The 21110-nt window shown below is 58.1% G+C and carries 21 protein-coding genes and 3 pseudogenes; 3 read left to right on the top strand and 21 right to left on the bottom strand.

All coding sequences use genetic code 11. The features are described 5' to 3' along the window. The first annotated feature begins 26 nt into the window (after positions 1-26). Complete coding sequence (gene upp / locus ACFQJB_RS10475) at positions 27-704, top strand: uracil phosphoribosyltransferase (RefSeq protein WP_379726983.1); 678 nt, start codon at positions 27-29, stop codon at positions 702-704. 9 nt (positions 705-713) lie between these two features. On the opposite strand, the gene ACFQJB_RS10470 is transcribed toward upp, so the two are convergent. Genes ACFQJB_RS10470 through ACFQJB_RS10460 form a run of 3 tightly spaced genes read right to left on the bottom strand, consistent with a single transcriptional unit; the run spans position 714 to position 2364 of the window. Then, positions 714-1346, bottom strand: coding sequence for an IMPACT family protein (locus tag ACFQJB_RS10470; RefSeq protein WP_379726981.1), 633 nt, complete (start codon positions 1344-1346; stop codon positions 714-716). A gap of 39 nt (positions 1347-1385) precedes the next feature. Next, a complete protein-coding gene (locus ACFQJB_RS10465; protein WP_379726978.1) occupies positions 1386-1862 on the bottom strand; it encodes a hypothetical protein in 477 nt (158 codons plus the stop codon). A 1-nt stretch (position 1863) separates the two neighbouring features. Continuing rightward, positions 1864-2364: an amino acid-binding protein gene (locus ACFQJB_RS10460; protein ID WP_379726975.1), complete on the bottom strand. Its 501-nt coding sequence runs from the start codon at positions 2362-2364 to the stop codon at positions 1864-1866. A 1135-nt stretch (positions 2365-3499) separates the two neighbouring features. Here ACFQJB_RS10460 and tnpC point away from each other — a divergent pair. Beyond that, a pseudogene (tnpC, locus tag ACFQJB_RS10455) lies at positions 3500-4935 on the top strand (IS66 family transposase). 616 nt (positions 4936-5551) lie between these two features. Here tnpC and hisB read toward each other — a convergent pair. The 9 genes and pseudogenes from hisB to ACFQJB_RS10410 form a co-directional block, all read right to left on the bottom strand. After that, the gene (gene hisB, locus ACFQJB_RS10450; protein WP_379726973.1) at positions 5552-6163 is read right to left on the bottom strand and encodes an imidazoleglycerol-phosphate dehydratase HisB; all 612 of its coding nucleotides are present in this window, start codon (positions 6161-6163) and stop codon (positions 5552-5554) included. 51 nt (positions 6164-6214) lie between these two features. Further along, on the bottom strand, positions 6215-6952 hold the full coding sequence (gene hisA, locus ACFQJB_RS10445; RefSeq protein ID WP_379726970.1) for a 1-(5-phosphoribosyl)-5-[(5-phosphoribosylamino)methylideneamino]imidazole-4-carboxamide isomerase: 738 nt from the start codon (positions 6950-6952) through the stop codon (positions 6215-6217). Between the two features lie 51 nt (positions 6953-7003). After that, positions 7004-8747: pseudogene (gene flaJ, locus ACFQJB_RS10440) on the bottom strand (archaellar assembly protein FlaJ). 7 nt (positions 8748-8754) lie between these two features. Beyond that, positions 8755-10428 (bottom strand): annotated as a pseudogene (locus tag ACFQJB_RS10435) (type II/IV secretion system ATPase subunit). A 2-nt stretch (positions 10429-10430) separates the two neighbouring features. Further along, a complete protein-coding gene (locus ACFQJB_RS10430; protein WP_379726967.1) occupies positions 10431-11189 on the bottom strand; it encodes an ATPase domain-containing protein in 759 nt (252 codons plus the stop codon). A gap of 3 nt (positions 11190-11192) precedes the next feature. Next, positions 11193-11576 (bottom strand): flagellar protein G, encoded by a 384-nt coding sequence (locus ACFQJB_RS10425; protein ID WP_379728028.1) that lies wholly within the window; start codon positions 11574-11576, stop codon positions 11193-11195. 75 nt (positions 11577-11651) lie between these two features. Then, a complete protein-coding gene (locus tag ACFQJB_RS10420; RefSeq protein ID WP_379726965.1) occupies positions 11652-12071 on the bottom strand; it encodes a flagellin in 420 nt (139 codons plus the stop codon). Further along, a complete protein-coding gene (locus ACFQJB_RS10415) occupies positions 12061-13560 on the bottom strand; it encodes a FlaD/FlaE family flagellar protein (RefSeq protein WP_379726963.1) in 1500 nt (499 codons plus the stop codon). Before ACFQJB_RS10415 ends, ACFQJB_RS10420 begins: the two co-directional genes overlap by 11 nt. Then, positions 13557-13673 carry a flagella accessory protein C gene (locus ACFQJB_RS10410; RefSeq protein ID WP_379726960.1) on the bottom strand — a complete coding sequence of 39 codons (117 nt, stop codon included), beginning with the start codon at positions 13671-13673 and terminating at the stop codon, positions 13557-13559. The genes ACFQJB_RS10415 and ACFQJB_RS10410 overlap by 4 nt, the downstream gene beginning before the upstream one ends. A gap of 23 nt (positions 13674-13696) precedes the next feature. On the opposite strand from ACFQJB_RS10410, the gene ACFQJB_RS10405 reads away from it, so the two are divergent. Next, the gene (locus ACFQJB_RS10405) at positions 13697-14065 is read left to right on the top strand and encodes a hypothetical protein (protein ID WP_379726957.1); all 369 of its coding nucleotides are present in this window, start codon (positions 13697-13699) and stop codon (positions 14063-14065) included. A 143-nt stretch (positions 14066-14208) separates the two neighbouring features. Here ACFQJB_RS10405 and ACFQJB_RS10400 read toward each other — a convergent pair whose 3' ends face one another. From ACFQJB_RS10400 to ACFQJB_RS10360, 9 genes are all read right to left on the bottom strand, one after another. Continuing rightward, on the bottom strand, positions 14209-15240 hold the full coding sequence (locus tag ACFQJB_RS10400) for a chemotaxis protein CheC (protein ID WP_379726955.1): 1032 nt from the start codon (positions 15238-15240) through the stop codon (positions 14209-14211). Further along, complete coding sequence (locus tag ACFQJB_RS10395; RefSeq protein ID WP_379726952.1) at positions 15240-15917, bottom strand: chemotaxis protein CheC; 678 nt, start codon at positions 15915-15917, stop codon at positions 15240-15242. The genes ACFQJB_RS10400 and ACFQJB_RS10395 overlap by 1 nt, the downstream gene beginning before the upstream one ends. Before the next feature lies 1 nt (position 15918). Continuing rightward, positions 15919-16281, bottom strand: coding sequence for a chemotaxis protein CheY (cheY, locus tag ACFQJB_RS10390; protein WP_120103519.1), 363 nt, complete (start codon positions 16279-16281; stop codon positions 15919-15921). Between the two features lie 133 nt (positions 16282-16414). After that, positions 16415-17161, bottom strand: coding sequence for a DUF7500 family protein (locus tag ACFQJB_RS10385; RefSeq protein WP_379726949.1), 747 nt, complete (start codon positions 17159-17161; stop codon positions 16415-16417). A gap of 100 nt (positions 17162-17261) precedes the next feature. Then, positions 17262-17723 (bottom strand): hypothetical protein, encoded by a 462-nt coding sequence (locus tag ACFQJB_RS10380; RefSeq protein WP_379726946.1) that lies wholly within the window; start codon positions 17721-17723, stop codon positions 17262-17264. 141 nt (positions 17724-17864) lie between these two features. Continuing rightward, positions 17865-18440, bottom strand: coding sequence for an archaellin/type IV pilin N-terminal domain-containing protein (locus ACFQJB_RS10375; RefSeq protein WP_379726944.1), 576 nt, complete (start codon positions 18438-18440; stop codon positions 17865-17867). Between the two features lie 341 nt (positions 18441-18781). Beyond that, a complete protein-coding gene (locus ACFQJB_RS10370) occupies positions 18782-19363 on the bottom strand; it encodes an archaellin/type IV pilin N-terminal domain-containing protein (protein WP_379726941.1) in 582 nt (193 codons plus the stop codon). Between the two features lie 220 nt (positions 19364-19583). Next, positions 19584-20159, bottom strand: coding sequence for an archaellin/type IV pilin N-terminal domain-containing protein (locus ACFQJB_RS10365; protein WP_379726938.1), 576 nt, complete (start codon positions 20157-20159; stop codon positions 19584-19586). Positions 20160-20445: 286 nt separating this feature from the next. Next, positions 20446-21006 carry a hypothetical protein gene (locus ACFQJB_RS10360; RefSeq protein ID WP_379728026.1) on the bottom strand — a complete coding sequence of 187 codons (561 nt, stop codon included), beginning with the start codon at positions 21004-21006 and terminating at the stop codon, positions 20446-20448. Positions 21007-21110: the final 104 nt, after the last annotated feature.

Below are 21110 nucleotides of genomic sequence, written 5' to 3'. Positions count from 1 at the left end.
TTACCATCGCTGTCTCCTGCTCACATATGCCAATCGAACAGCGCGAGGACGCATATCTGGTTACCCACGCCTTGGCGAAGGATACGCTGTCGACGCTGCGGTCGGTCGATACCGAGCAGGTCGCCTTCCGGGAGGGGTTGATCGAACTTGGGCGGGTCTGTGGCTATGAGATCATCGACGGCGCGATGGACACCGAGTTTGTTCCGATCCAGACACCGCTGGCTGACACCACCGGCGAACGTGTCACCGGGCTCGACGATGTTGTCATCGTCACCGTCCTCCGGGCAGCCACACCGTTTGTCGAGGGGCTGATGAAGGCGTTCCCGCAGGCCAGACAGGGCGTTATCTCTGCCAGCCGCGATGAGGCGGCGGGGATGAACGACGACGGGGAGTTCCCGATTACGGTTGACTACGTCAAACTCCCCGAGATTACAGCCGACGACACCGTCATCGTCGCCGACCCGATGCTGGCGACGGGATCGACGATGTGTGCTGTCCTCGATCACGTGATCGACGCTGCTGATGGGTTCGAGGATCTGATCGCCCTATCAGCGGTGTCGGCTCCGGAGGGCGTCCTGCGGGTCAGCGAAAGCGTCCCCGAAGCCGACGTGTTGACCGTCGCCATCGACGACGAACTCGACGACGACGGCTTCATCGTACCGGGGTTGGGCGACGCCGGTGATCGGGCGTTCGGGACAGTGTAAGCCGCTTGCTCAGGAGTCGTCGATACTGACTCGTCCACTCGTCGCGTCTCGCAGTCGTTCCCGCAGGTCGCTGGCCTCTGCGACCGGCACCCGAACGACGAACTCGACCGCTTCTTCGTAGCTGGCATCGAACTCGACGCTCTCGGATTCCAGAATCCCGCGCACTGTTCCCGAATCGTCGTACTCAACGGTCGCCTCAAATCGCTCGTGTGGAACATCTTCGACGATCCCAGCCGCCGCAACGGCTTCCTTGACTCCCCGCGAATACGCTCGCGCCAACCCGCCGACGCCGAGGTTCGTCCCACCGTAGTACCGGACGACCGCGGCGACAACGTTGCGAATCTCTTGTTGGACGAGGACGTTGAGCGCGGGGTCGCCGGCAGAGCCGCTGGGCTCGCCGTCGTCGCTGGCCCACTCCCGCAGCATCACCGATCCCGGTTGGCCGGCCGAAGCAGTCCCAGCCGGCACACGATAGGCGGGCACGACGTGTGTCGCCTCCGGGTGGTCGGCTTCGACCTCCTCGATGACTGCTTCGGCGGCGTCGACCGTCTCGACAGGCGCGACGTAGCCGATGAACTCCGAGCCGCTGACCTCGAAGCTGGCCTCCGCGCGTTCGGCGACTGTCCGAAAGGATCCAGGCACACGAGGCGGTTGGCCGGCGGACGGCTTAAGCGATACTGGTCAGTTGTCGCTGCTGGCGTCGGCATCGACGGCGTCGTCGCCCTCGCTGTCGCTGTCGTTGTCAGCGGCATCAGTCGCCGCTAACCCCAGTCGATCAGGATGATGGACGTAGTAGAGCCCGGCGAAGGCAACGACGCCGACGGCTTCGACCGCAACCGCCGCCACCGCCAGCGGCTCGGTCGCCAACGCGTCGGCTGCGTCCCCGCCGTGATACAGCGGATAGCCGACGAGCAAGGCGGCGAGGGTACCGCCGCCGAGTGAGCTGAGCCGGCGGTAGCGATAGCCACGGAACACGGCGACCGCAACCGCAATCAGGAGGACGGCAGCGGGCACAAAGAGAAACGGTCGGCTGTCGGCGACTGATTCGGTGAGCATCGCAGGCGACAGCCGCGGGAGCGCCCACAGCAGGTGCAGCGCGGCCGTCAGCAACGCGGCCTGTACCGCGACGATCCGGACGGCTCGCTCGACGCGTTCCATCTCAGAACTCGACCCGCCGGACGAACGGGAGGTCGCGGATCGACACCAGCACCTCACCCGGAATCGACTCGTCGGTAATAATGTAGAGCTTCGGCTCGTCGGTGAACTCCGGATCCTCGCTGATGACCTGCCGGATCGAGATGTCGGCCTCGGCGATCCGGTCGGTGACCGCGGCGACGATGCCGGATTCGTCGGCGGCGGCGACTTCGACCGTCAACACGGTCAGATCCAAGACGGGTGCAAGATCCCGCAAACTCGGGATCGCGCCGATGTTTGCGAAGATGCGCTGGAGTTCGGGGTCATCGCGGATCGCGTCGGTCGTCGAATCGACGACCCGGCGGTCAACATCGATCTCGCGGGCGATCCCGGTAAAGGGGATCTCGATGCCGCCGGAGACGACGCGACCCTCCTCGTTGACCGAAAACCCACGTTCGAGGAGCAGCCGGATCACCGCCTGCTGGCTCGGGCTGCCCTCGAACTTTTCCATGATTTCGTCGAACATAGCGAAACCGTCACAGGCGACCTGCTTCCCTCTTGGGGTCTCACGGGCAATTAAACAGACACGGTGAGAAAGTGCGATATTGATCTATATAAATTCATCATATATTATCTGGGTGTGTGAATATCTAGTTTTGGTACGACACATTAGTCTTCGCAAAACGAAATTCACCGTTTTTCAGCGAGTCTGGAGGATTCGCAGTAGATGACGGCGACTGGATCGTTAGTTAGTAGATGGTTTTACTTTCACATTACTTTCCCGAAGATTAAGTTCCAGTGAATAGTCATCTTGAGCATGAAAAGCAGATTAGCATCATCAACCGGAGTCAACCGTCTAACGATTTGGCAAGTGATGAGTAGGACAGGCTTGTTGAGTTGGTGGCTTCTGTGCGTAACGGCTCGTTGGTCTTGGGCTGGCACAGTGTGGGTCGCACGTTCAATAGAAAACAACTCTCGCCTCATCCACGAGTGGGCGAGTACCGGTCGACACGCGCACGGCAGCATCAACGGAAATTCAGGGAATATGATCCGCCAAGCACGAAACGCACTCCACCCGATTGACAAAATTATGCTAATAGGATCATTGGCGATTATACCATTTCACCCACTATATGGGTGTCTCCTCTCCGCTGCAATTTTTGTTGTATTCTTCCGCGACGCAGACAAACTGAATGCTTCCAGCACTATCCTCGGATACCTCGGTATGGGTGTTTCTGCCGTTCTGAATTTGATGCTGTTTACAGCCTCGCTGGTATCCTCAAACCGATGGCGGAAAGAACAATTTCGTGAATAGTAGTGATTACTAACCGTGGAAGTTCATCGATCAATAAATAAACAAAATGTCATTTAACCCGGTATTTCAGTCACTAAATTCTGATTACGCATTCCTTTACCTTCCAACAATCGTCTATGCTTACCTTCTTACTGAAACCAATCTACAGACGGTGAACTTGTATTTCACAACCGTCAGTGCTGATTCTTTTTTCGTACGTGTTTACCCCCAGAACGATTTCGCCACGCTCTCGTAAGTTGCTCCTGACTTCACAGTAGAGCAATGCAGACGACAGAGCGTTTTTCGAGGGACGGTCTCCGGCAGGGAGACCGTCCCGTATCGTCTGCACTGGCCGAGGAGAGTTGTGATGGTCACTGACGAGAAAGTGGAGCAACTGCTTAAGCGAATCACTGCTCTCGAAAATCGCGTTGACGAACTTGAGCAAGAGAAAGAAGAGCTTGAGCAAGAGAATCAGCAACTCCGTAAAGAGAACAAGCGGCTCAGAGCCAAGATCCGATGGTACGAAGGGCCGCATACACCGCCGAGCAAGGAACAAGCCGATGAAGAGGAGTCGTCCTCGTCCGGCGGTGACGAGGACGACGAACAACCACGTACCGACGGCGGTACACCTGGCCGAAAATCCGGTCATAAACCGGAATGGCGCGACGCTCCTGATCCAGATCGAGAAATCGAGGTCACCTGTGACTGCTGTCCAGAGTGTGGTGGAACATTTGACGAGTCGGCGGGCGTCAGCCCCCGATTCGTTGAGGAACTTCCCGATCCACAGCCGCCAGAAGTCACACAGTACAACCGGCACCACTACGAGTGCCACTCCTGTGGAACTGAGACCGTTGCTTCACACCCCGACTGCCCCGATGAGGGGCAGTTCGGGGTGAATGTCATCGCACAGGCAGCACTCTCTCGGTACGATCATCGTCTTCCCTACCGGAAGATCGGTGACCGGTTCGAGCAACTCCATGGACTGGAGTTGTCGGGCGCGGCCGCGTGGCACGCGACCGAGCGCGCTGCGCGCGCCGGTCGCTGTGAGTACGAGCAGATCCGTCACCAGATACAGCAAGCCGACGTTGTCCACGTTGACGAGACCGGAATCAAACGCGACGGCGAACAAGCGTGGATCTGGACGTTCACCACCGAAAACCACACGCTGTACGCGATCAGGGAGAGTCGAGGAAGCGATGTTCCCAAAGAAGTCCTCGGCGAGGACTTCTCGGGAACGGTCGTCTGTGATGGCTGGACGGCGTATCCGGCCTTCAGCAGCAACCTCCAGCGGTGTTGGGCGCACATTCTCCGGGAGGCTGAAGACGCCGCCGAGAAACAGACAGAAGGCGAACCGATCCACCGTTCCCTCAAACAGCTATACGTCGCTCTCCAGACTCGCCTGGAGAGCGACTTGACAGTCCGTGAGCGAGCAGAACTCCATCGTGTGGCGCGGGGGAGCTTAAATCGCTGATAGAGCTGTCAGTACCCGACGGACCAGTGGCAACACTACTCGGAAAGATAGAAGGCGGCCTCGACCACTGGCTCACCTTCGTCGGTGAGCCAGCGGTCTCCCCGACGAACAACGCCGCTGAAAATGCGCTTCGTGAGCCGGTGGTTCTCCGGAAACTCATCGGAACACTCCGGAACGACCGTGGCATGTTCGTGCATGAGACGCTGCTGTCCCTGCTGGCGACCTGCCGCCAGCAGGGACGCAATCCCTACGAAGAGTTCAAGCGAATCGCTCGAAACAACGAGATGATCTCCCGAGCTCAGGCCGTACCCGCTGTTGCGTCATCGGGGTAAACACGTACCTTTTTTCCAGATAGCTGCCATCATTTGTCTTATTGGCGCATTATTGTATCATCAAGTGATGAGACTGATATTCGGAGACGGTGGTCATCTGAGAATCCGAAAAAAACGACAGTTGCTCTTAGACACTCGATTATGATCGTTCTCAACTGCGATCTTCGAGACGTGGAAAACGACATTGTTGAAATATTCAAAAAGTGCTCGAATCGGATTGGTGTGAAACATATAATTCGACTGATTGCTTTTGGAGTACCGATAGTTGGGATGTATCTGCTTACATACTTTTCTCTCCTTCCTCTGTATAGATCCATAATTTCTGAAGGGACGTTGGTAGGTGGTCTGCTTTTCATCGCTCTACTGGTTCCACTGTTGCAGTCTCGTCTCTGGTCGTTTTTTCCGAACTATGCACCACCAGAAACAGCTGAGAACATCTGGGTGCCTGAATACGTGAGAGGTGCTGAAGCTGCCCGAAAAAGCACTGAACAGAGAAAATTGAGCGAATGGGAATAGCAGAATCAGTTGATTTGCGACCGGATCGGATGTCCGATCTTATTTCGGATTGACACACCGGTTTTGTCAGCATCTGCCAGTCTTCTCTACTAACATCGCCCTACAACTGGCCTTTCGTACTCGGCGTGTCCGTCCGGCGGTCGTCGATCCGGGTCGCGTCGTCGAGTGCGCGCGCGAAGGCTTTGAACAGGGCTTCGACCTCGTGGTGGGCGTTGTCGCCGTCGACATCCGCGTAGACGGTCAGCCCGGCGTTCATCGCCACCGACTCGACGAAGTGCCGCGCCATGTCGCTGGTAAAGTCGCCGATATCGGTCTGGGAGAACTCGCCGTCGAAGACAAAGTACGGCCGCCCGCTGATGTCGACGACGACCGAGGCGAGGGCTTCGTCAAGCGGCACCCGACGGTCGGCGTACCGAACGATCCCGCGTTTGTCACCGAGGGCTTCGTCGAGCGCCTCTCCGAGGGTGATCGCCACGTCTTCGACGGTGTGGTGGTCGTCGACCGCGAGGTCGCCGTCACACTGCACCGTGAGATCGATGAGGCCGTGAGTCGCCAGCGCGGTCAGCATGTGATCGAAAAACCCGATCCCGGTGTCGATCTCGCTGTCGCCGTCGCCGTCGAGATCGATGGTGAGATCGATCGTCGTCTCGCCGGTTTCGCGGCTGACGGCCGCCGCGCGGGAGCCCGCGTCGCTCGCTGAGGAATCGCTCATAGTTGTCTTCAGAGCGTGGGGGCCTATGGTGGTTTCCCTCGGCGACGCCCGTCAGTCAGGGTCGACCGCAGCCATCGCATCCTGGAGGGTGAACTCGCCCTCGTAGAGTGCGGTGCCGACGACGACCGCGGCTGCACCCGCCTCGCGGAGCGCGCGGATATCCTCGATGGTCGCCACCCCACCGCTGGCGACGACCGGGATCTCGACAGCATCACAGACTCCCTCGACGAGTTCGGTGTTGACGCCGGCGAGTTGCCCCTCAACATCGACATCCGTGAGCAAGATCGCGCCCGCGCCCAACTCTTCGTACCGACCGGCCGCCGCGGCCGGATCGAGGCCGGTGCCCTCCGTCCACCCCGAGACGACAACCTCGCCGCCTTTGGCGTCAAGACTGACCATCACCGAGCCTGGCTCGTGATCCGAAATGTCGGCGACGATCTCGGGGGTTTCGACCGCGGCGGTACCCAGTATCACGCGGTCGACGCCAAGATCGAGCAGCTCAACGGCATCGTCGACGGTGCGAATCCCACCGCCGATCTGGAGATCGACCGAGGCGGTCTCGATGATCGACTCGAAGGCGTCGGCGTTGACGCGTTCGCCCTCGAAGGCACCGTCGAGATCGACGAGATGCAGCGTTGATGCGCCGCGCTCGACCCATCCCTCGGCGGCGTCGACGGGATCGCCGTACCGCGTTTCGGTACCACGCTCACCGGCGACGAGTTGGACAACCTCACCGTCCTGTACATCAACCGCCGGGATCACCTCAAAGTCGGGAAACGGCTCGGACATACCCTCGGCTTCGACGGCTGACTGATAAAACGCGTCGGTCGGCGCGTCGGCTCAGAGTTGGATCTGCAGGAGGCTGCTGACGACCTGCCGGGTAAAAATCGCCACGCCCGCGCCGAGCCACGTCAACAACACGAAGTGAACGTAGGCGGTTGCCTTGTTGCCGCCGTCGATCGTCCGGATCATCAGCGACGACAGCGCGGCGTTGAACAACACAACCAACAACAGCAGATACTCGATGACGGGGACGTTGTACGCCTGAGTGTAGATGAGTTGGCCGAACTCCGCTTGATCCAGCGTCAACGCCCCGGAGAACTCCCCGAGGATGTTGGCGACCTCAAGGCCGATGAAGAAGGCGAAGACGGCCGCCGCCGAGATCCCGTACAGCAGCCCGATCAGTGTCACCGTCTCTTGGCGACGCTGCTCGCGGAGTTGATTGATCGTGTTCATGTTCTGGCTGATGAGCTCACCAGCACCTGTGGCGTCCCACCCATCTGGCGACCGACGAGATACATCTCGCTGTATTTCTGGATCAGATAGGATTTGGCCTCCAGTGAGAAGTCCCCCACGCGTTCTCCGGGCTGAGCCGCATGCTGAGTCGCCGGTAGAGGCGCTTGATGACCGGTGTCAGCCCACCGAAGTCCTTCTGTCGGAGCGTTTTCAATACCTCGACAGTTGTCGCCTGCTGTGCGGTTTCGGCTGTCCCCAACGACCGAATAAAGTTTGGGTACTGCTCGTCGCGTTCCTTGATCCGCTCTTCTTCCATGCGCATGACAATCCCGGTAATCAACAGCGGCGTCACCGGGATCGAGACATACAGCGGCAGCGGGACGGTATCAAGGAAGAAGAGCACGCCGTCGATCCCGGGGCCGATGCCGAGAAAGCCAAGCCCCATGAAGAAGATGATCGACAGCGAGCCGAGGCTGCCGATAAAGATCGCTGCCCACAGCTCTTTGTCCTCGATAAATCGCGGCTCCGGAAAGTACCACACTGGATCGTAGGGCGCGATGTTCCGGATGACGAAGAAGAACGCCACCTGGACGAGGAAGAACAACCCGATGACTGCCGAGACGGTGACCGTCGGGTTGACGCCCGTCAGGATCGGGAGGACGATGGCGAACACGAGCCCGAAGGTCATCGAGAGGATCATCGAGATGTAGAGATCCTCCATCACTTCGAGGTTGGCCAGTTGGCCCTCGTAGATCGTCTCGTAGTTCTCGATGATGAAATCCTGCTCATCGAGCATGAACTCCTTGAGTTCCTCGCCGGCCTCAAGCGTAAACGCCAGTCGCTCATAGAGATCCGACATCACCTCGCTTGGCACCTCCTTGGCCCGTCGGCGACAGGCGTCGTCGATACTCTGATTCCACGTGTCGACAAGCCCGACAATCTGACCCAACTCGTCGGCCAGCGCACCGTACTCGTCTTCGGCTGCCAACCGACGAAATACCTCGACACGGTCGATGTTTGTGGTTGACAGCACCGTCAGATGTGTCATCGCCAGATGGAACTTATCCTCGATCTCGGTTCGCTTCTGAGTGATGTAGAGCTTCGGATACAACAGGCCAGTCACCCACACCAACAACCCGAGCAGTGGGATCGGGATCTTCGCGGTCACCGGGATCTCAAGGACGATCGCCGCCGCGATCGACAACAGAAACACGCTGAATGTCGGCAGAAAGATGAGCACCATATACCGCCGCCGCGACATATCCAGCCGACTGTAGGAGGCTAATACGTCGGAGACAAACGCCAACAGCGAGTTCAGCCGGTCGCCGGAGCCCTCCTGTGTCGCCATAAGCCACCTACTTGATGTCCGGCGCCGTGCTCATCGTGAATGGGAGCCCTTCGACGCCGTCTCGCTGGAAGGATTCGATGGCGTCGTTGACCTCGTGGTAGCCGAGAATCCCCTCTTGGATCATCCGTTCGACAACCTCCGCACGATGATCCAGTGTCTCGTAGATCTGACGGGTGTCGGCGTAGCCAAGCAGGGGGCGATCTGTTCCTCTAAGACGTAGGAGTTGTTCATCCCCTTGAACGTGTGTTCGTCCTCGACGGGATCCCACTCGAAGACCTGCCGGGTCACAACACCGCCCATCTCCGAGGAGTAGCCCTCGATCTCTTGGACACTTGTGACACGGCGCAGCACGTCATCGCCCTGTTTAACACGGTTTTGGAACAGCGCGACGTCGGCGATCCCCATGAACGTCTCGGGGACGTTGATCGGCTCGGAGGTAAACCGCTGGATCATGGTGACGATATCGGAGGCGTGGAACGTCAGCATGACCGGGTGGCCGGTCTGGGCGGCCTGGAAGGCCATCCGCCCCTCGGCCCCACGAACCTCGCCGACGATGATGTAGTCCGGCCGCGAGCGCAGGGCGGCCGCCACAAGGTCGAACATGTCGACCTCGGCGTCCTCGTCGCCCATCCCCTCACGGGTCAGCAGTTGCTGCCAGGTGTCGTGGGGTGGGATGACCTCGGCGGTGTCCTCCGCGGTGTAAATCTTCGAATCTCGGGGGATAAACGAGAAGGAGGCGTTGAGCGTCGTCGTCTTCCCGGATGCAGTCTCGCCGACAACGAAGACCGTCTGCTCGTTTTCGAGGCAGATCCAGAGGTATGCCGCCATCATCGGCGACAGCGTTCCCCAGTGGGTAATCTGCATCATCGACAGTGGGATCTCCTGGCCCTGTCGGATCGTCAGCGATGGGCCCTTCAACGAGACATCTTCGGAGTAGATGATGTTGATACGGGAGCCATCGGGCATCGTCGAGTCGACGATCGGATTTGAGTCTGAGATCGGATCGCCCATCCGCTCGCCCATGTTTTTCAGCCAGTTGTCGAACTCATTGGGGGTGCCGAAGTCGACCGTCGTCGGCAACATCCCGAAGGTGGCATGGTCGACGTGGGTCTCATGGGGTCAATAACGTGAATATCCTCGTTTTGATCATCGCGCATAATCGGCTCCAGCGGTCGAAGCCGACGATATCGCGGTTGAGCCGGTAGCGAATGCTGTCGTAGGTGTTCTGGTCGACTTTGACCTTCCCGAAGTTCCAGAGCTGTTTGACCCGGTCGTAAAACGACATGTCGCCGTCGGTGACGTAGGTGGTCTGATCGAGCAACTCCTCGATGAGGTCGTCGTAGCCGGCGTCGTCGTCCGGGGACTCCTTGTGGCCGCTCATCGACAGCAGTTTCCGCTTGACCTTCTGGAGGGTGACCGTCTCATCCTCCGAGAGCGTCGGCTCGATGGTGTAGTATTTGGTCTTCTGGCCGAGGTCACCGTAGACGTGACAGTAGACCGCACCACCGACCGGATAGATGACGTTCGGCCGCCGGGTCTCGTAATCCTCGGGATCCTCGACCAACATCGGGAACTCCCCGGCAATCTGTTTGAACTTCTGGAGGTGTTCCCGCAGGTGTGGCCGTCGGTTGGCGACCTGTCTGAGTTCGTCCGACGGTGTTGCCGTTCCTTGATCGGTCATCGTTAGGCCACACTCCGGCTTTCGATGACGATCCCGGTGCCGGAGCGCACCGAGAACCCGATGCTGTCACCGACCTGTTCGCCCATCCCGGCGAACCGTTTCACCGAGATCGATCGCCGGGTTTCGCTGCCGACCTCTGCCATCTCCAACTCAAGGAAGACGTCGGCGATCGACCGGAACGGATCGATCGTATCGTCGTCGACCGTCGACGGGTCGACGGTGATGATGATGAGTTTCCCCATCGAGATCATATCCCGGAAATACGAAATGATCTCAAGGGCCGCCTGTCGCCCTTCGTCGTTGCGCACGAGGGATTCAAACTTGGGATCGTTACGGAGGATCGCATCGAAGGTGTCGATGATGACGACCTCCGGCTCCCACATCGCCTCGGCGTCCATCAGGCGTTTGAGCAGTTCTTTCCGCTCTTTGTCCTCGTTGCCACGCAGCGCGCCACCGCTGTCGAAGTCAGCACTCAAAAATAGAAGATCCTCTTGAAGCAGCTCCGAGGTGATGTCGTAGGACAGCGAGTGCATCTGATTGATAAATCCGCTGACAGTCAGCTCCGTCGAGAGATAGGTAACCGTCGTGTCCTCCTGCGTAAAGCCGTAGCTAAACCGCTGGCTCAGCGCGCTTTTGCCCGCCCCGTAGTCGCCCTCCATGAGAACGATACTACCGGGTGGGAACCCGCCGCCGAGCTCGGCGTTCAACTGGTCATGGCCTTCGAGCCCGATCGACAGGATATCACGACGTGCTGTGCTCATTGGTCAGTTCCTGAACTCATATACTTCCTCATCGCTATTGATTGTTAGGTATAATCTGTTGTCGCCGGTTTGGACAAGACTGTTGTCGATCTCGATGGCCATCACGTCGCCGGTACGGGCCACCGTCTTTGCACCGTTGGCGTCGGTGATGGTGAAGTCACTGTTCGGCACAAACTGCCCATTCAGCACCATATCAACGGAGTCTGGACGTATGAAAATCGCCTGTGAGCCGGTGTTGCGGACGTGAACCGTCAGGTTACCGGTCGTCCCGTCGATGGTGGGGTTCGCTGGATCGCTGACGATGTCGATATCCGTCCGTACCTGTTGGCTGACATCGAGACTGCCGTCTTCAACCGCGTTGCTGACGCGTTCGACACCGGTTGTCAGCGTTCCAGCGACGCCAGCGGCAACGACGAGGCAGCGATGAAGATGATCAGATGGGAGACTGAGACACTCGCCATGTTAGATCACCGCTGACGCACTCACGCCGTGTTCGGTGACGACCCGTACCTGATTGACGCCGCCGAGGCCCGCATCTGGATCGAGCGTTAGCGTCTCACCCGGCAGCCAGAGGTCGGTGGCCGTGTTGCCACCCACATCAGTTGTGACGGTGCTCCGTGGTTGGTACTCACCGTCAAGCAGCAGATCGGTCTCGTCGACCGGGAGTGTTGTCGAGCCGTTATTGGTGACATCGACCTCTCCGCTCGCCGTAGAGTCGATCCGAATGTCGCTGTCGGCTTGATCGAGGGCGCGATCGGCTTGGTCGGCATCAGCCGCTTGCACGCGCTCGTAACTGTTCGCCATTGCCGGATAGAAGATGCCGAGGGCTAAAAACAGTGCGGCGAAGATGAGCGCGGTTGAGGCACTGACGCTAAAACCCATTGTTGTCCGGGGTGAAGCTGTCCCAGCGGTCGATAATGACCGATGTGGCTGTGGTACCGTTGAGCTGCATGATGTATTTCAGACTATGTATGTGATGCTCACGTGTAAGGTACTCGGTGCCTGGGCGGTCGATCTTGTTGCGATCGACGTTGCCGAACCCGGAGAGGAACGATCGGAGGTGGTCGGCGACGGCGGGGTCGACCCACTCGATGCGCTCGTAGTAGTTGACCGCGCGCGCGGCGTCGGTGACGGTTGACTCATCAACGAGGAACTCCAGCCACTCCATGATCACGAGATCGCCAAGGTAATCGCTTGGCAGCGTCGTGAGGTAGGGCTTCTCACGGGCCGTCGAGAGGTGATCGGAGGTGACGTACTCGAAGTCGCCCGCCCCGCGCTCTCGGATCGGCGACAGCGGCCGTGAGCCGCCGGCCTCCTCGTGGCCGCCGCGTTGGCCCTGGGCTCGGCCACCACCCTGCTGGCCACCCGCTTGTTGTTGCTCTCGCTGTTGGGTTTGTTGGCGACCACCGGCCGGCTGGCCGTCGGCCTGCTGTTGTCCGGCATCCTGTTGGGCTCCTCCGGTGGGATCGGGCTCTGGTTCCGGTGCCCCGCCGGCGGCGTCGGCGGGCTCAGGTTCCTCATCGAAGCCTTCGTCGAAGCCGTCGCCACTCTCATCAAAGGCATCCTCGCCGTCATCGAAGGCGTCACCGCCCTCGTCGAAGGCATCGCCGTCGTCCTCAAAGGCGTCGCCACCCTCATCGAAGGCGTCACCGCTCTCATCAAAGGCATCCTCGCCGTCATCCAGGCCGTCGTCTTCGTCGTCGAAGCCCTCGTCGAAGGCGTCCTCGCCGTCATCGAAGCCCTCATCGAGCCCATCGGATGAGGAATCATCGTCGATGTCGGCATCGAGATCCTCCTCGCCACCATCGTCGAGGTCATCTTCGTCGGCCCATTCGGCATCCCCGGAGTCGTACTCGTTTTTCAGTTCGCTGAATGATTTTTCGCCGGACATATCTTGATCACTTGCATCTCCTTCGAGGTCGTCACCAAAGTCATCTTCGCCGCCAAGGTCGTCCTCGAACCCCTCAGCACCGTCATCGAGGTCATCTTCGAAGCTCTCGGCATCGCCGTCATCGAGATCATCGCTGAACTCGTCGCCGTCGTCGAGGTCGTCGGCGAAGTCATCGTCGTCGGCATCGAGATCGTCGGCGAAATCACCGTCGCCCATCTCGTCTAAGCTGTCGTCCATGCCGCCGGCCTCGTCGCCGCCGTCGTCTGCGGGTTCGATCTCTTCTTCGGTCAGTTCGTCGTCGAAGAAGCCGTCGGCGTCGGCGTCCATCACCGAGTCGTCGACGTCTTCGGCCTCCTCTTCGTCATCGTCGAACAGGCCGAGGCCGCCGCCGTCGCCGCCGCCACCACCGCCGAACCCGCCACCGCCGGCACCGCCACCACCCCCGCCGTCGTCGACGAAGGGGTTGATGCCGCGGGTCACCATCTCGTAGATGTCAGGAGGTTGCGGACATCCTCTTCGACTTCCTCGACGCGCTCGCTGATCTCGGTGTTTTCCTCGCGGATGGTGCCGACCGTCGAGGAGAGATCAGACACCTCGGTTTCAGCTCCTCGATCTGGTGGGCGAGTTCGTCGGTGTTGCCGCCGCCACCGCCACCGCCGAAGTCGCCGCCACCACCGCCACCGAAGTCATCGTCCATCCCACCGAAATCATCATCCATCCCGCCGTCGCCGAAGTCGTCGTCCATCCCGCCGAGGTCGTCATCCATCCCCCCGCCGAGATCATCGTCCATCCCGCCGCCAAGGTCGTCGTCCATTCCCCCACCGAGGTCGCCGTCCATGCCCCCGTCGCCGCCACCACCGCCGCCGCCGGCGTCTTCCTCACCTTCGAGGATACGGTCGATGATACTCGCCCCGACCAAGCCGATGGTTGCGGTCGTCACGACCCACGCCGAGAGATTTCCCCCGAGTTGGGCACCGATCTCTAGGGTGGGTACTGCGACGAGGAGTGCGATGCCGAGACCCATTGTAACGGTTTATGACCACCTATACACTTGAAACCACCCATCCAACTCTCAACACTGATATCTAGCGTCAGACACATATCAGTGCTGATAGTTCCCGTCAGACGTTAGATCGTCTGTGTCGTGTTGTCCTTGGCCGTCTGAATTGTCACCGACTCGCTTGCTGGATCGAAGCGGATCGACCGGCCGTGGCTGCCGCCGACATCGGTGCCGGCAACATCGATCCCGTAGTGCTCGAAGGCTTGTTTGGCGGCGGCGATGTTACGGCTGCCGATGCTGTCGCCGTCCGAGGAAAACGAGAGCATCTCGCTGCCACCGACAACCCAGCCCTCCAGCCGGCGTTTGCTCGCTCCGGCCTCGACCATCTCCTCGATCACCAGCGGGAGCCCGGTATCAACAAACTTCGCGGGGTTGCCATCGCGGCTCTCTTCTGCTGTTGGCAGCATCACGTGAATCAACCCCGAGACATCGTTGAATGAGTCCCGAAGGACGATCCCGAGACATGAGCCAACCCCGCTGGTCGACAGCACCGTGTTATCGGTTACCACGGCGTACTCGGCGATGCCGACCTGTTTCAGTGGCGCGCTTTTGCGCTGCCGATCCCGTGTCACGAGCGCCTCCCGACGATTAGTCCTGTGCCGGCAGTGCCGACAGTGCCCGGGCAGTTCTCGCTCGTTGGGCAGCGCGTAGATATCACACTGCCCCTCGTTGCCATCGATCTCGATCGTTGAATCGATGACAAAAGCGTAATCCTGCTGTTGGCCGAGTTTGCCGACGACCGGGCTCATGATCGACTCGCCCATGTCGTGGACGAAGTTTGGCGGGGAATGCTCGATGCTCGTCTGGAGCACGTTCGCCCAGCCGTCGATGAAGCCGCTGGTCATGATGTTGCCGAGCTCCTTGATCGCGCCTTCGGTCATCGTGCCGATCTCATCCTCCGTCGAATCGCCGGGCATCATCGCGTTGGCGATCGTGATGGCGGATTTCTCGTCAAACAACACGACGAGATACCCGCTCGGCAGCCCTGTCAACTCGAAGACGACGCCGACAAACTGGTCGTTGCCGACCTGCTTTGGGACGCCCGACAGCGGCACGAATCGCAGCCGGCTCACATCGACGTTGGTGTCGAGGCCGGTCATCATGCCGATCTGGCCGGCGGCGTTGCCCGCCCCTCCTTGGCCAACTCCTCGAAGGTGCTGAGTCGGTTGACCGGGATCTGGTTGCCCTGGTCGTTGCCCGACAGCAGCTGCACGAATTGGCGGTACTCCGGCAGCATGTACAGCGAGAAATCGAGGTCAACGTCCATTCCCGACAGCTTGCTCTCAAAGAGGAACACGCCGTGGTTTTTCGCCGCCTCGATGGCCTGATCCGGCAGGATGCGCGGCCCGTTGGCCTCGGTGTACCGCGGCGGCGTCATGTTGATCGCCGTATCGAGGTGGTTTGCCCAGCCGTCGATGAAGCCGCCGATCATGATGTTGCCGAGTTCGGTGACGCTGCTTTTCGCGATGGTGCTGCCTTTCGAGGAGTAGTCGGTGTCGGTCGCATCCAACAGCAACTCTTGAAGCACGAGCGCGCGCTCGCGTTCGAGGGCCAACACCGTTTCACCCTCCAGCCCGCCCTGTAAGCCGAGTTCGACGCCGACAAACGAGCGGTCGGCGAACGTCTCCGCGAGCACCGACTCGGTGACGAGGCTGACGTCGGTGACATCGACATCCATCTCGATACCCGCCAGTGTCGACAGCGATTTGGCGGCCTGTTTGGCCCCTTCGGAGGCGAGATGGTTGAACTGCCCCAGCTCCCGGATATCGACTTTCATACTAGGCCGGGATGACGTCGTTGATCTCGTTGAGGACGTTTGGTTTCTGGAACGGTTTGGTAATGTACCCCGACGCGCCGGCCTTAATCGCCTGTTTCATCTTCTCCTCTTGGCCGACACTGGTACACATGATCACCTTCGCGTCGGGATCATTGTTCGTGATCTCGTTTGTCGCCTCGATCCCACTGCGGATCGGCATGACGATATCCATCATGGCGATGTCGGGATCCTCTTCTTCATAGAGGTTGACCGCCTCGACACCGTTTTCAGCTTCCCCAACGATTTCGAAGTCGTCTTCGAGTATCTCTCGGAGCAGGTTCCGCATGAACTCCGAGTCGTCAGCGATCATCACACGCTTTGCCATATATCGAACATAGGACACCCGAGGTAATATAAACACTCCCCTATAGCTATCAGCCCTGAGAGTGATGACGGCTCACTACCGGGTGGCTGACGATGCCAAGGCACTCACCGATCGGGTGTCGGTGACACGCCGCTCACCGATTCTCTGACGGCGGCACGGTGAACGACCCCTCCTCGCGGATCGCCGACAGCAGATCGCTGATCGAATCATCCGGCTGAAGCCCATATCGCTTGAGCATGGCGTAGACGCTCTGTACCGGGTACTCGACTTCGAGTGTACTGCCGGCGAGAATGATCCCAAGGGCGGCTTCCGGCTCCATCTCGTCGGTTGTCTGGGAGGCGTACCACCGCAACAGCCCCTCTAAGGTCTCGGCAACATCGTCGGAACTCATCCGCCCGCGCTTGACACTGCCCTCAATGTTGACTGTCGCGTCGAACCCGTAGGCTGTCTCGGTTGAGGTGAGTGATTCAGCGAGAAACTGGCTGACAGTCTGTTGGGTCAACTCGACGGCTGGCGGCTCGGCTGCGTCCTCGCTGTCGTCGTCTGTGTCGGTTGGTGACTCTTCTGCTGTGTCGTCATCGTCACCCCCACCACCGCTTCCGCGTGGTGCTTGCTCGGTCTCGTCGTCACCATCTTCCGCGCTCTCCTCAGTATTGTTGTCTGCGTCGTCTGCTGCGTCGTCGCTGGCAGGGAGTTGTGACTCGGTCGAACCCAATTTTTCTTGTTGCTCGCGGTCTGGATCGACGGGCGTGTCGTCGGGTGACACGACATACCGTCCCTCGGAGAGTGATTCGACTTTCGGATGATCGGTGATATCGAGCTCATCGGGCGCGAGGATCCCTTTTTCTTGTGGGTCGTCCTCAGGATCATCCGAACTCATGGGGGTAGCTTCTGGCGTTGCGATAAAGAGTGTTGTCCTCGTTCGCTTCGAACGCTTCGGCGGTCCTTGTCTACTCAATTACGCGCTCAGCGTGCCGTTACTACGCGTCTGCGTTGAGTGTGTCTGCATCGGGGCCGTACCATCTATAATCACCTTCAGCCGGTGTCTCACCGGCTGGGAGGAGGGCAGCCTCGATATTATCACTGAGACGGCTGACTGTGATTGTCCCCGAGATGGTGATCAAGAACGGACCATCCTGTTCCGCCGGGATATTAATATCGGGTCGATCAAGTTCTTCTTCGGGACTCTGATTTCGTAGCGTTTCAGGCGACTCGCCTGTATAGATGCGAACGTACAGATCGAGGCTTACATCGTCACCAGTCGGGTTTGAGATTGTACCAGTGACCACTCCCTCACCAGCGTTATTTTCGACACCAATCCGAGTGATTTCTGGCTGAGTAGGGCCCTCTTCCTCATTACCACCGCCAAGCAAGCCACTACACCCAGCTAGTCCAACTGACATCGCTGTGCCACCGGCCATCAAGAGTCGCCGTCTGTCCATACGGTGTTCAACTAGTACAACAGTAATAATTGTTGCCTTGAGTTACCGTAGAGGAGTAATCTCGCGCAAGCTCGTTAGTACGCGTTTAGTAGCAACTATCTGGGGCTGGATTGAAAAAAGATTGCTGCAGGGAACCGATCGTTAGAGGATGTACGACGAGTCTGCGAAGATTCGACGCGGTGTCTTCAGCTCTGTGTATGTTTGACCACCAGCTGGGGCTTGTGCAATCAGCTTCACGCGCTCTGATGAACCAAGCGGTTCAATTCTACTTTGTTTGTCAAGGCTGATGTTGACGATCATTAGATCCTCTTGATCAGAAATAATCGCTGTGTCATCGAGCCCCTGTTTTTGATGAAACGCAATGGCATCATTTGTCCGATTGTTTCCGTTCACAACGGTTGCGTTTCCTGATGGACTGGAAATCGTCCAAGACGCTTCACTCAGATTTACCGGATCTGACCCGGATGCTAGCCAGACCGAACTATTAAGACGTTCAATCTCATTGTCGCCATCGGTATCAGTTCCAACTACTTTACCGATCTGAACGACGTTGCTGACTTCGGCAGTCGTCTCTTCACCTGTTTGCTGTGCCTGTGCTTGTAGGAGGCCTGCGGTGTTGATCAGAACACCGGCCGCAATCGCTGCGACCAGAACCATCGCGATGAACACGATGAGGGTTCCGATCCCCACCTGACCTCGGTCGTCTGTGTTGAACATGGTTTGGTACGCCTGAGCCCGTATCGGACCAGACGGTATCTGGGATGTGACAGTCGATGGTAATAAAAATGACTGCCAAATTATCTGTACTGATAATAGTGCAATTGGAATAGAATATCACCTTTGACGACATGAATCCGACAATCAGACGTACTGTATCTCATAGACGTGCCGCTACTCTTGGCAGTAGCGGTTCCAGTGTTCTCTTTGAAAAGCCCTGAACGAGATTGTTCAGGCGCAGGCGTACCAAACCAGTACACAGTACTTGGCACCGGTGGTGCCGAAGTTACCGTGATAACGTCAACCCGCGCAGAAGCGCGGATCGTAACTCACAGCCGGAATTAGAGGATGTAGGACTCACCCTCTTTGATTCGCCGTGGTGCTGAGAGTTGTTTGTATGTGCTTCCACCTGCGGGGGCCTGCGCGATAAACGTCACTTCATCATTGTCGTCAAGTTCGTTGAGAGGAGAACCTGTCGCATCCAAGTCAAATGTGACAACAATGAGATCTTCTTGCTCTGAAAGGATTGTCTCACCATCTTTTAACCCCTGTTTTTGATCAATATTGTCAACAATAGTACTATCTGTCGCATTACCGTTAACGACAGTTGCATTGCCGTTTGTTGATATAGTATACGACGCTTTGCTTACGTTGATTGGATCGGAACCGGAGGCTAAACGGATACTTGCATTAAGCTGATCAATTTTGCCATTTGGACCGGTATCTTTTCCAATTACCTCGCCGATCTGGATAACGTTGCTAACCTCGGCGGTCGTCTCTTCGCCTGTCTGTTGTGCCTGTGCTTGCAGGAGGCCAGCGGTATTGATAAGTACACCCGCAGCTATCGCTGCGACGAGCACCATCGCGATGAACACGATAAGCGTACCTATCCCTACCTGGCCGCGGCGTTCTGTGCTGAACATGGTTTTGACCCCGCCTGAACCCACGAAAGGTCAGACGTTATGAGAGGTTTACTATTCCAGAATAATAAATATGGCGGTGAGATAGCGACTGTCGGAGTCTTCCACCGTTTTTCGTTCTCCTCTATAACGGGTGGAGCGTAGCGGAGACACGCTCCGAGACGAACTCTGTTACAAGCCAACACGGTGACTCCCGTGGCACATTCACACGGCGAGGTTGTGGTTAGAGGATGTATGCACTGCCGTCGTTGATTCGACGAGGTGCTTGGAGTTGTTTGTAGGTACTTCCGCCCGCGGGAGCTTGCGTGACGAGGGTAATCTTATCTGACTCCCCGAGCGGATCCAATGTAGCTGTCTTTGTGAGATCGAACTGGACAATCATCAGATCGTCTTGGTCTGAGAGGATGCTTGTCCCGTTTGCAAGCCCTTGGGCTTGGAACAACGAGATGGCATCGTTCGTCCGGTTGTTCCCGTTGATAACGGTTGCACTGCCGTTTGTTTCAACGGTATAGGAGGCTTCACTCAGGTTGACTGGGTCGGAGCCCGACGCGAGGCGAACGCTTGCGTTGAGGATATCGATCCGCCCGTCGCTGGTGTTGTCCTCACCGATGACTTGGTTTATTTGGACGATGTTGCTGACTTCGGCGGTTGTTTCTTCACCGGTTTGTTGGGCTTGTGCTTGGAGGAGGCCGGCCGTGTTGATGAGGACGCCTGCAGCGATTGCCGCGACGAGCACCATCGCGATGAAGACGATGAGCGTCCCGATGCCGACCTGGCCTCGGGTGTGTGACTCGAACATAGTGTGACTTCGCCTGACCCGGAACAGGGCAGGCGTTACCTGAACCCCCATTGAGAATACATATAAAAATGATCCTCAAATTATCTTTTTTTTTTGAAAATAATGCAATCTAAACAGAATCATTATTTGATTGTTGATCTTATAGGAGGACACTAGCGAAAATAGACCAGCTCACTACGTTACAACACGGGGCGATTCTGATAGCTATCAAGCAGTGACGCCGCAAACAGGGTGAAGCCAGGAAACGAATTGGAGTTGAAAACTGCCCCAGCGGGAAGAACAGGCTTTAGGAGACGATGTAGGATTCGCCCTGATTGATCCGGCGCGGTGCCTTCAGGGTGGCGTACGTGCTCCCACCTGCCGGAGCCTGCACAATGATTGTTATATCGTCTCCATCCTCAATGGAAGTGATCCCATCTATACCTCCTCCACCGCTGGAAGTACCATCTTCAAGATTAAATTCGACAACCATCAGATCATTTTGGTCTGCTAGGATCCTCGGTTTTTGATCGAGTCCTTGTATCTGGTGGAACGTCACTGGACCACCGCTGCTGTTTGCACCGCTAATCACCCTTGCAGTTCCCCCAGTATCGATTGTGTATGATGCTTGACTTAGGTTGATCGGGTCAGCACCGGCCGCCAGCCGCATTGAGACATTCAGTGTATCAATTTCCCCCGCTGTGTCGTCAGTGTCGCTAGAAGTCGTATCATAGCCAACTGCTTCACCAATCGCTATCCGATCACTAACCTGTGCCGTCGTTTCTTCACCTGTGGACTGTGCTTGCGCCTGTAGGAGGCCAGCGGTGTTGATAAGCACCCCAGCAGCGATAGCTGCCACTAGAACCATCGCGATGAACACGATGAGGGTACCGATCCCCACTTGACCCCGGCTTGCTGTGCTGAACATGGTGTGTTCCCCCGACTGGATACCGACCGCACTCCAGTCTGTTA

Origin of the sequence: Halonotius sp. GCM10025705 (assembly GCF_042662885.1) — an archaeon.
Lineage (GTDB): Archaea > Halobacteriota > Halobacteria > Halobacteriales > Haloferacaceae > Halonotius > Halonotius aquaticus.
The sequence above is the reverse complement of the archived record's forward strand: the minus strand, read 5'-3'. Positions and strand labels throughout refer to the sequence as shown.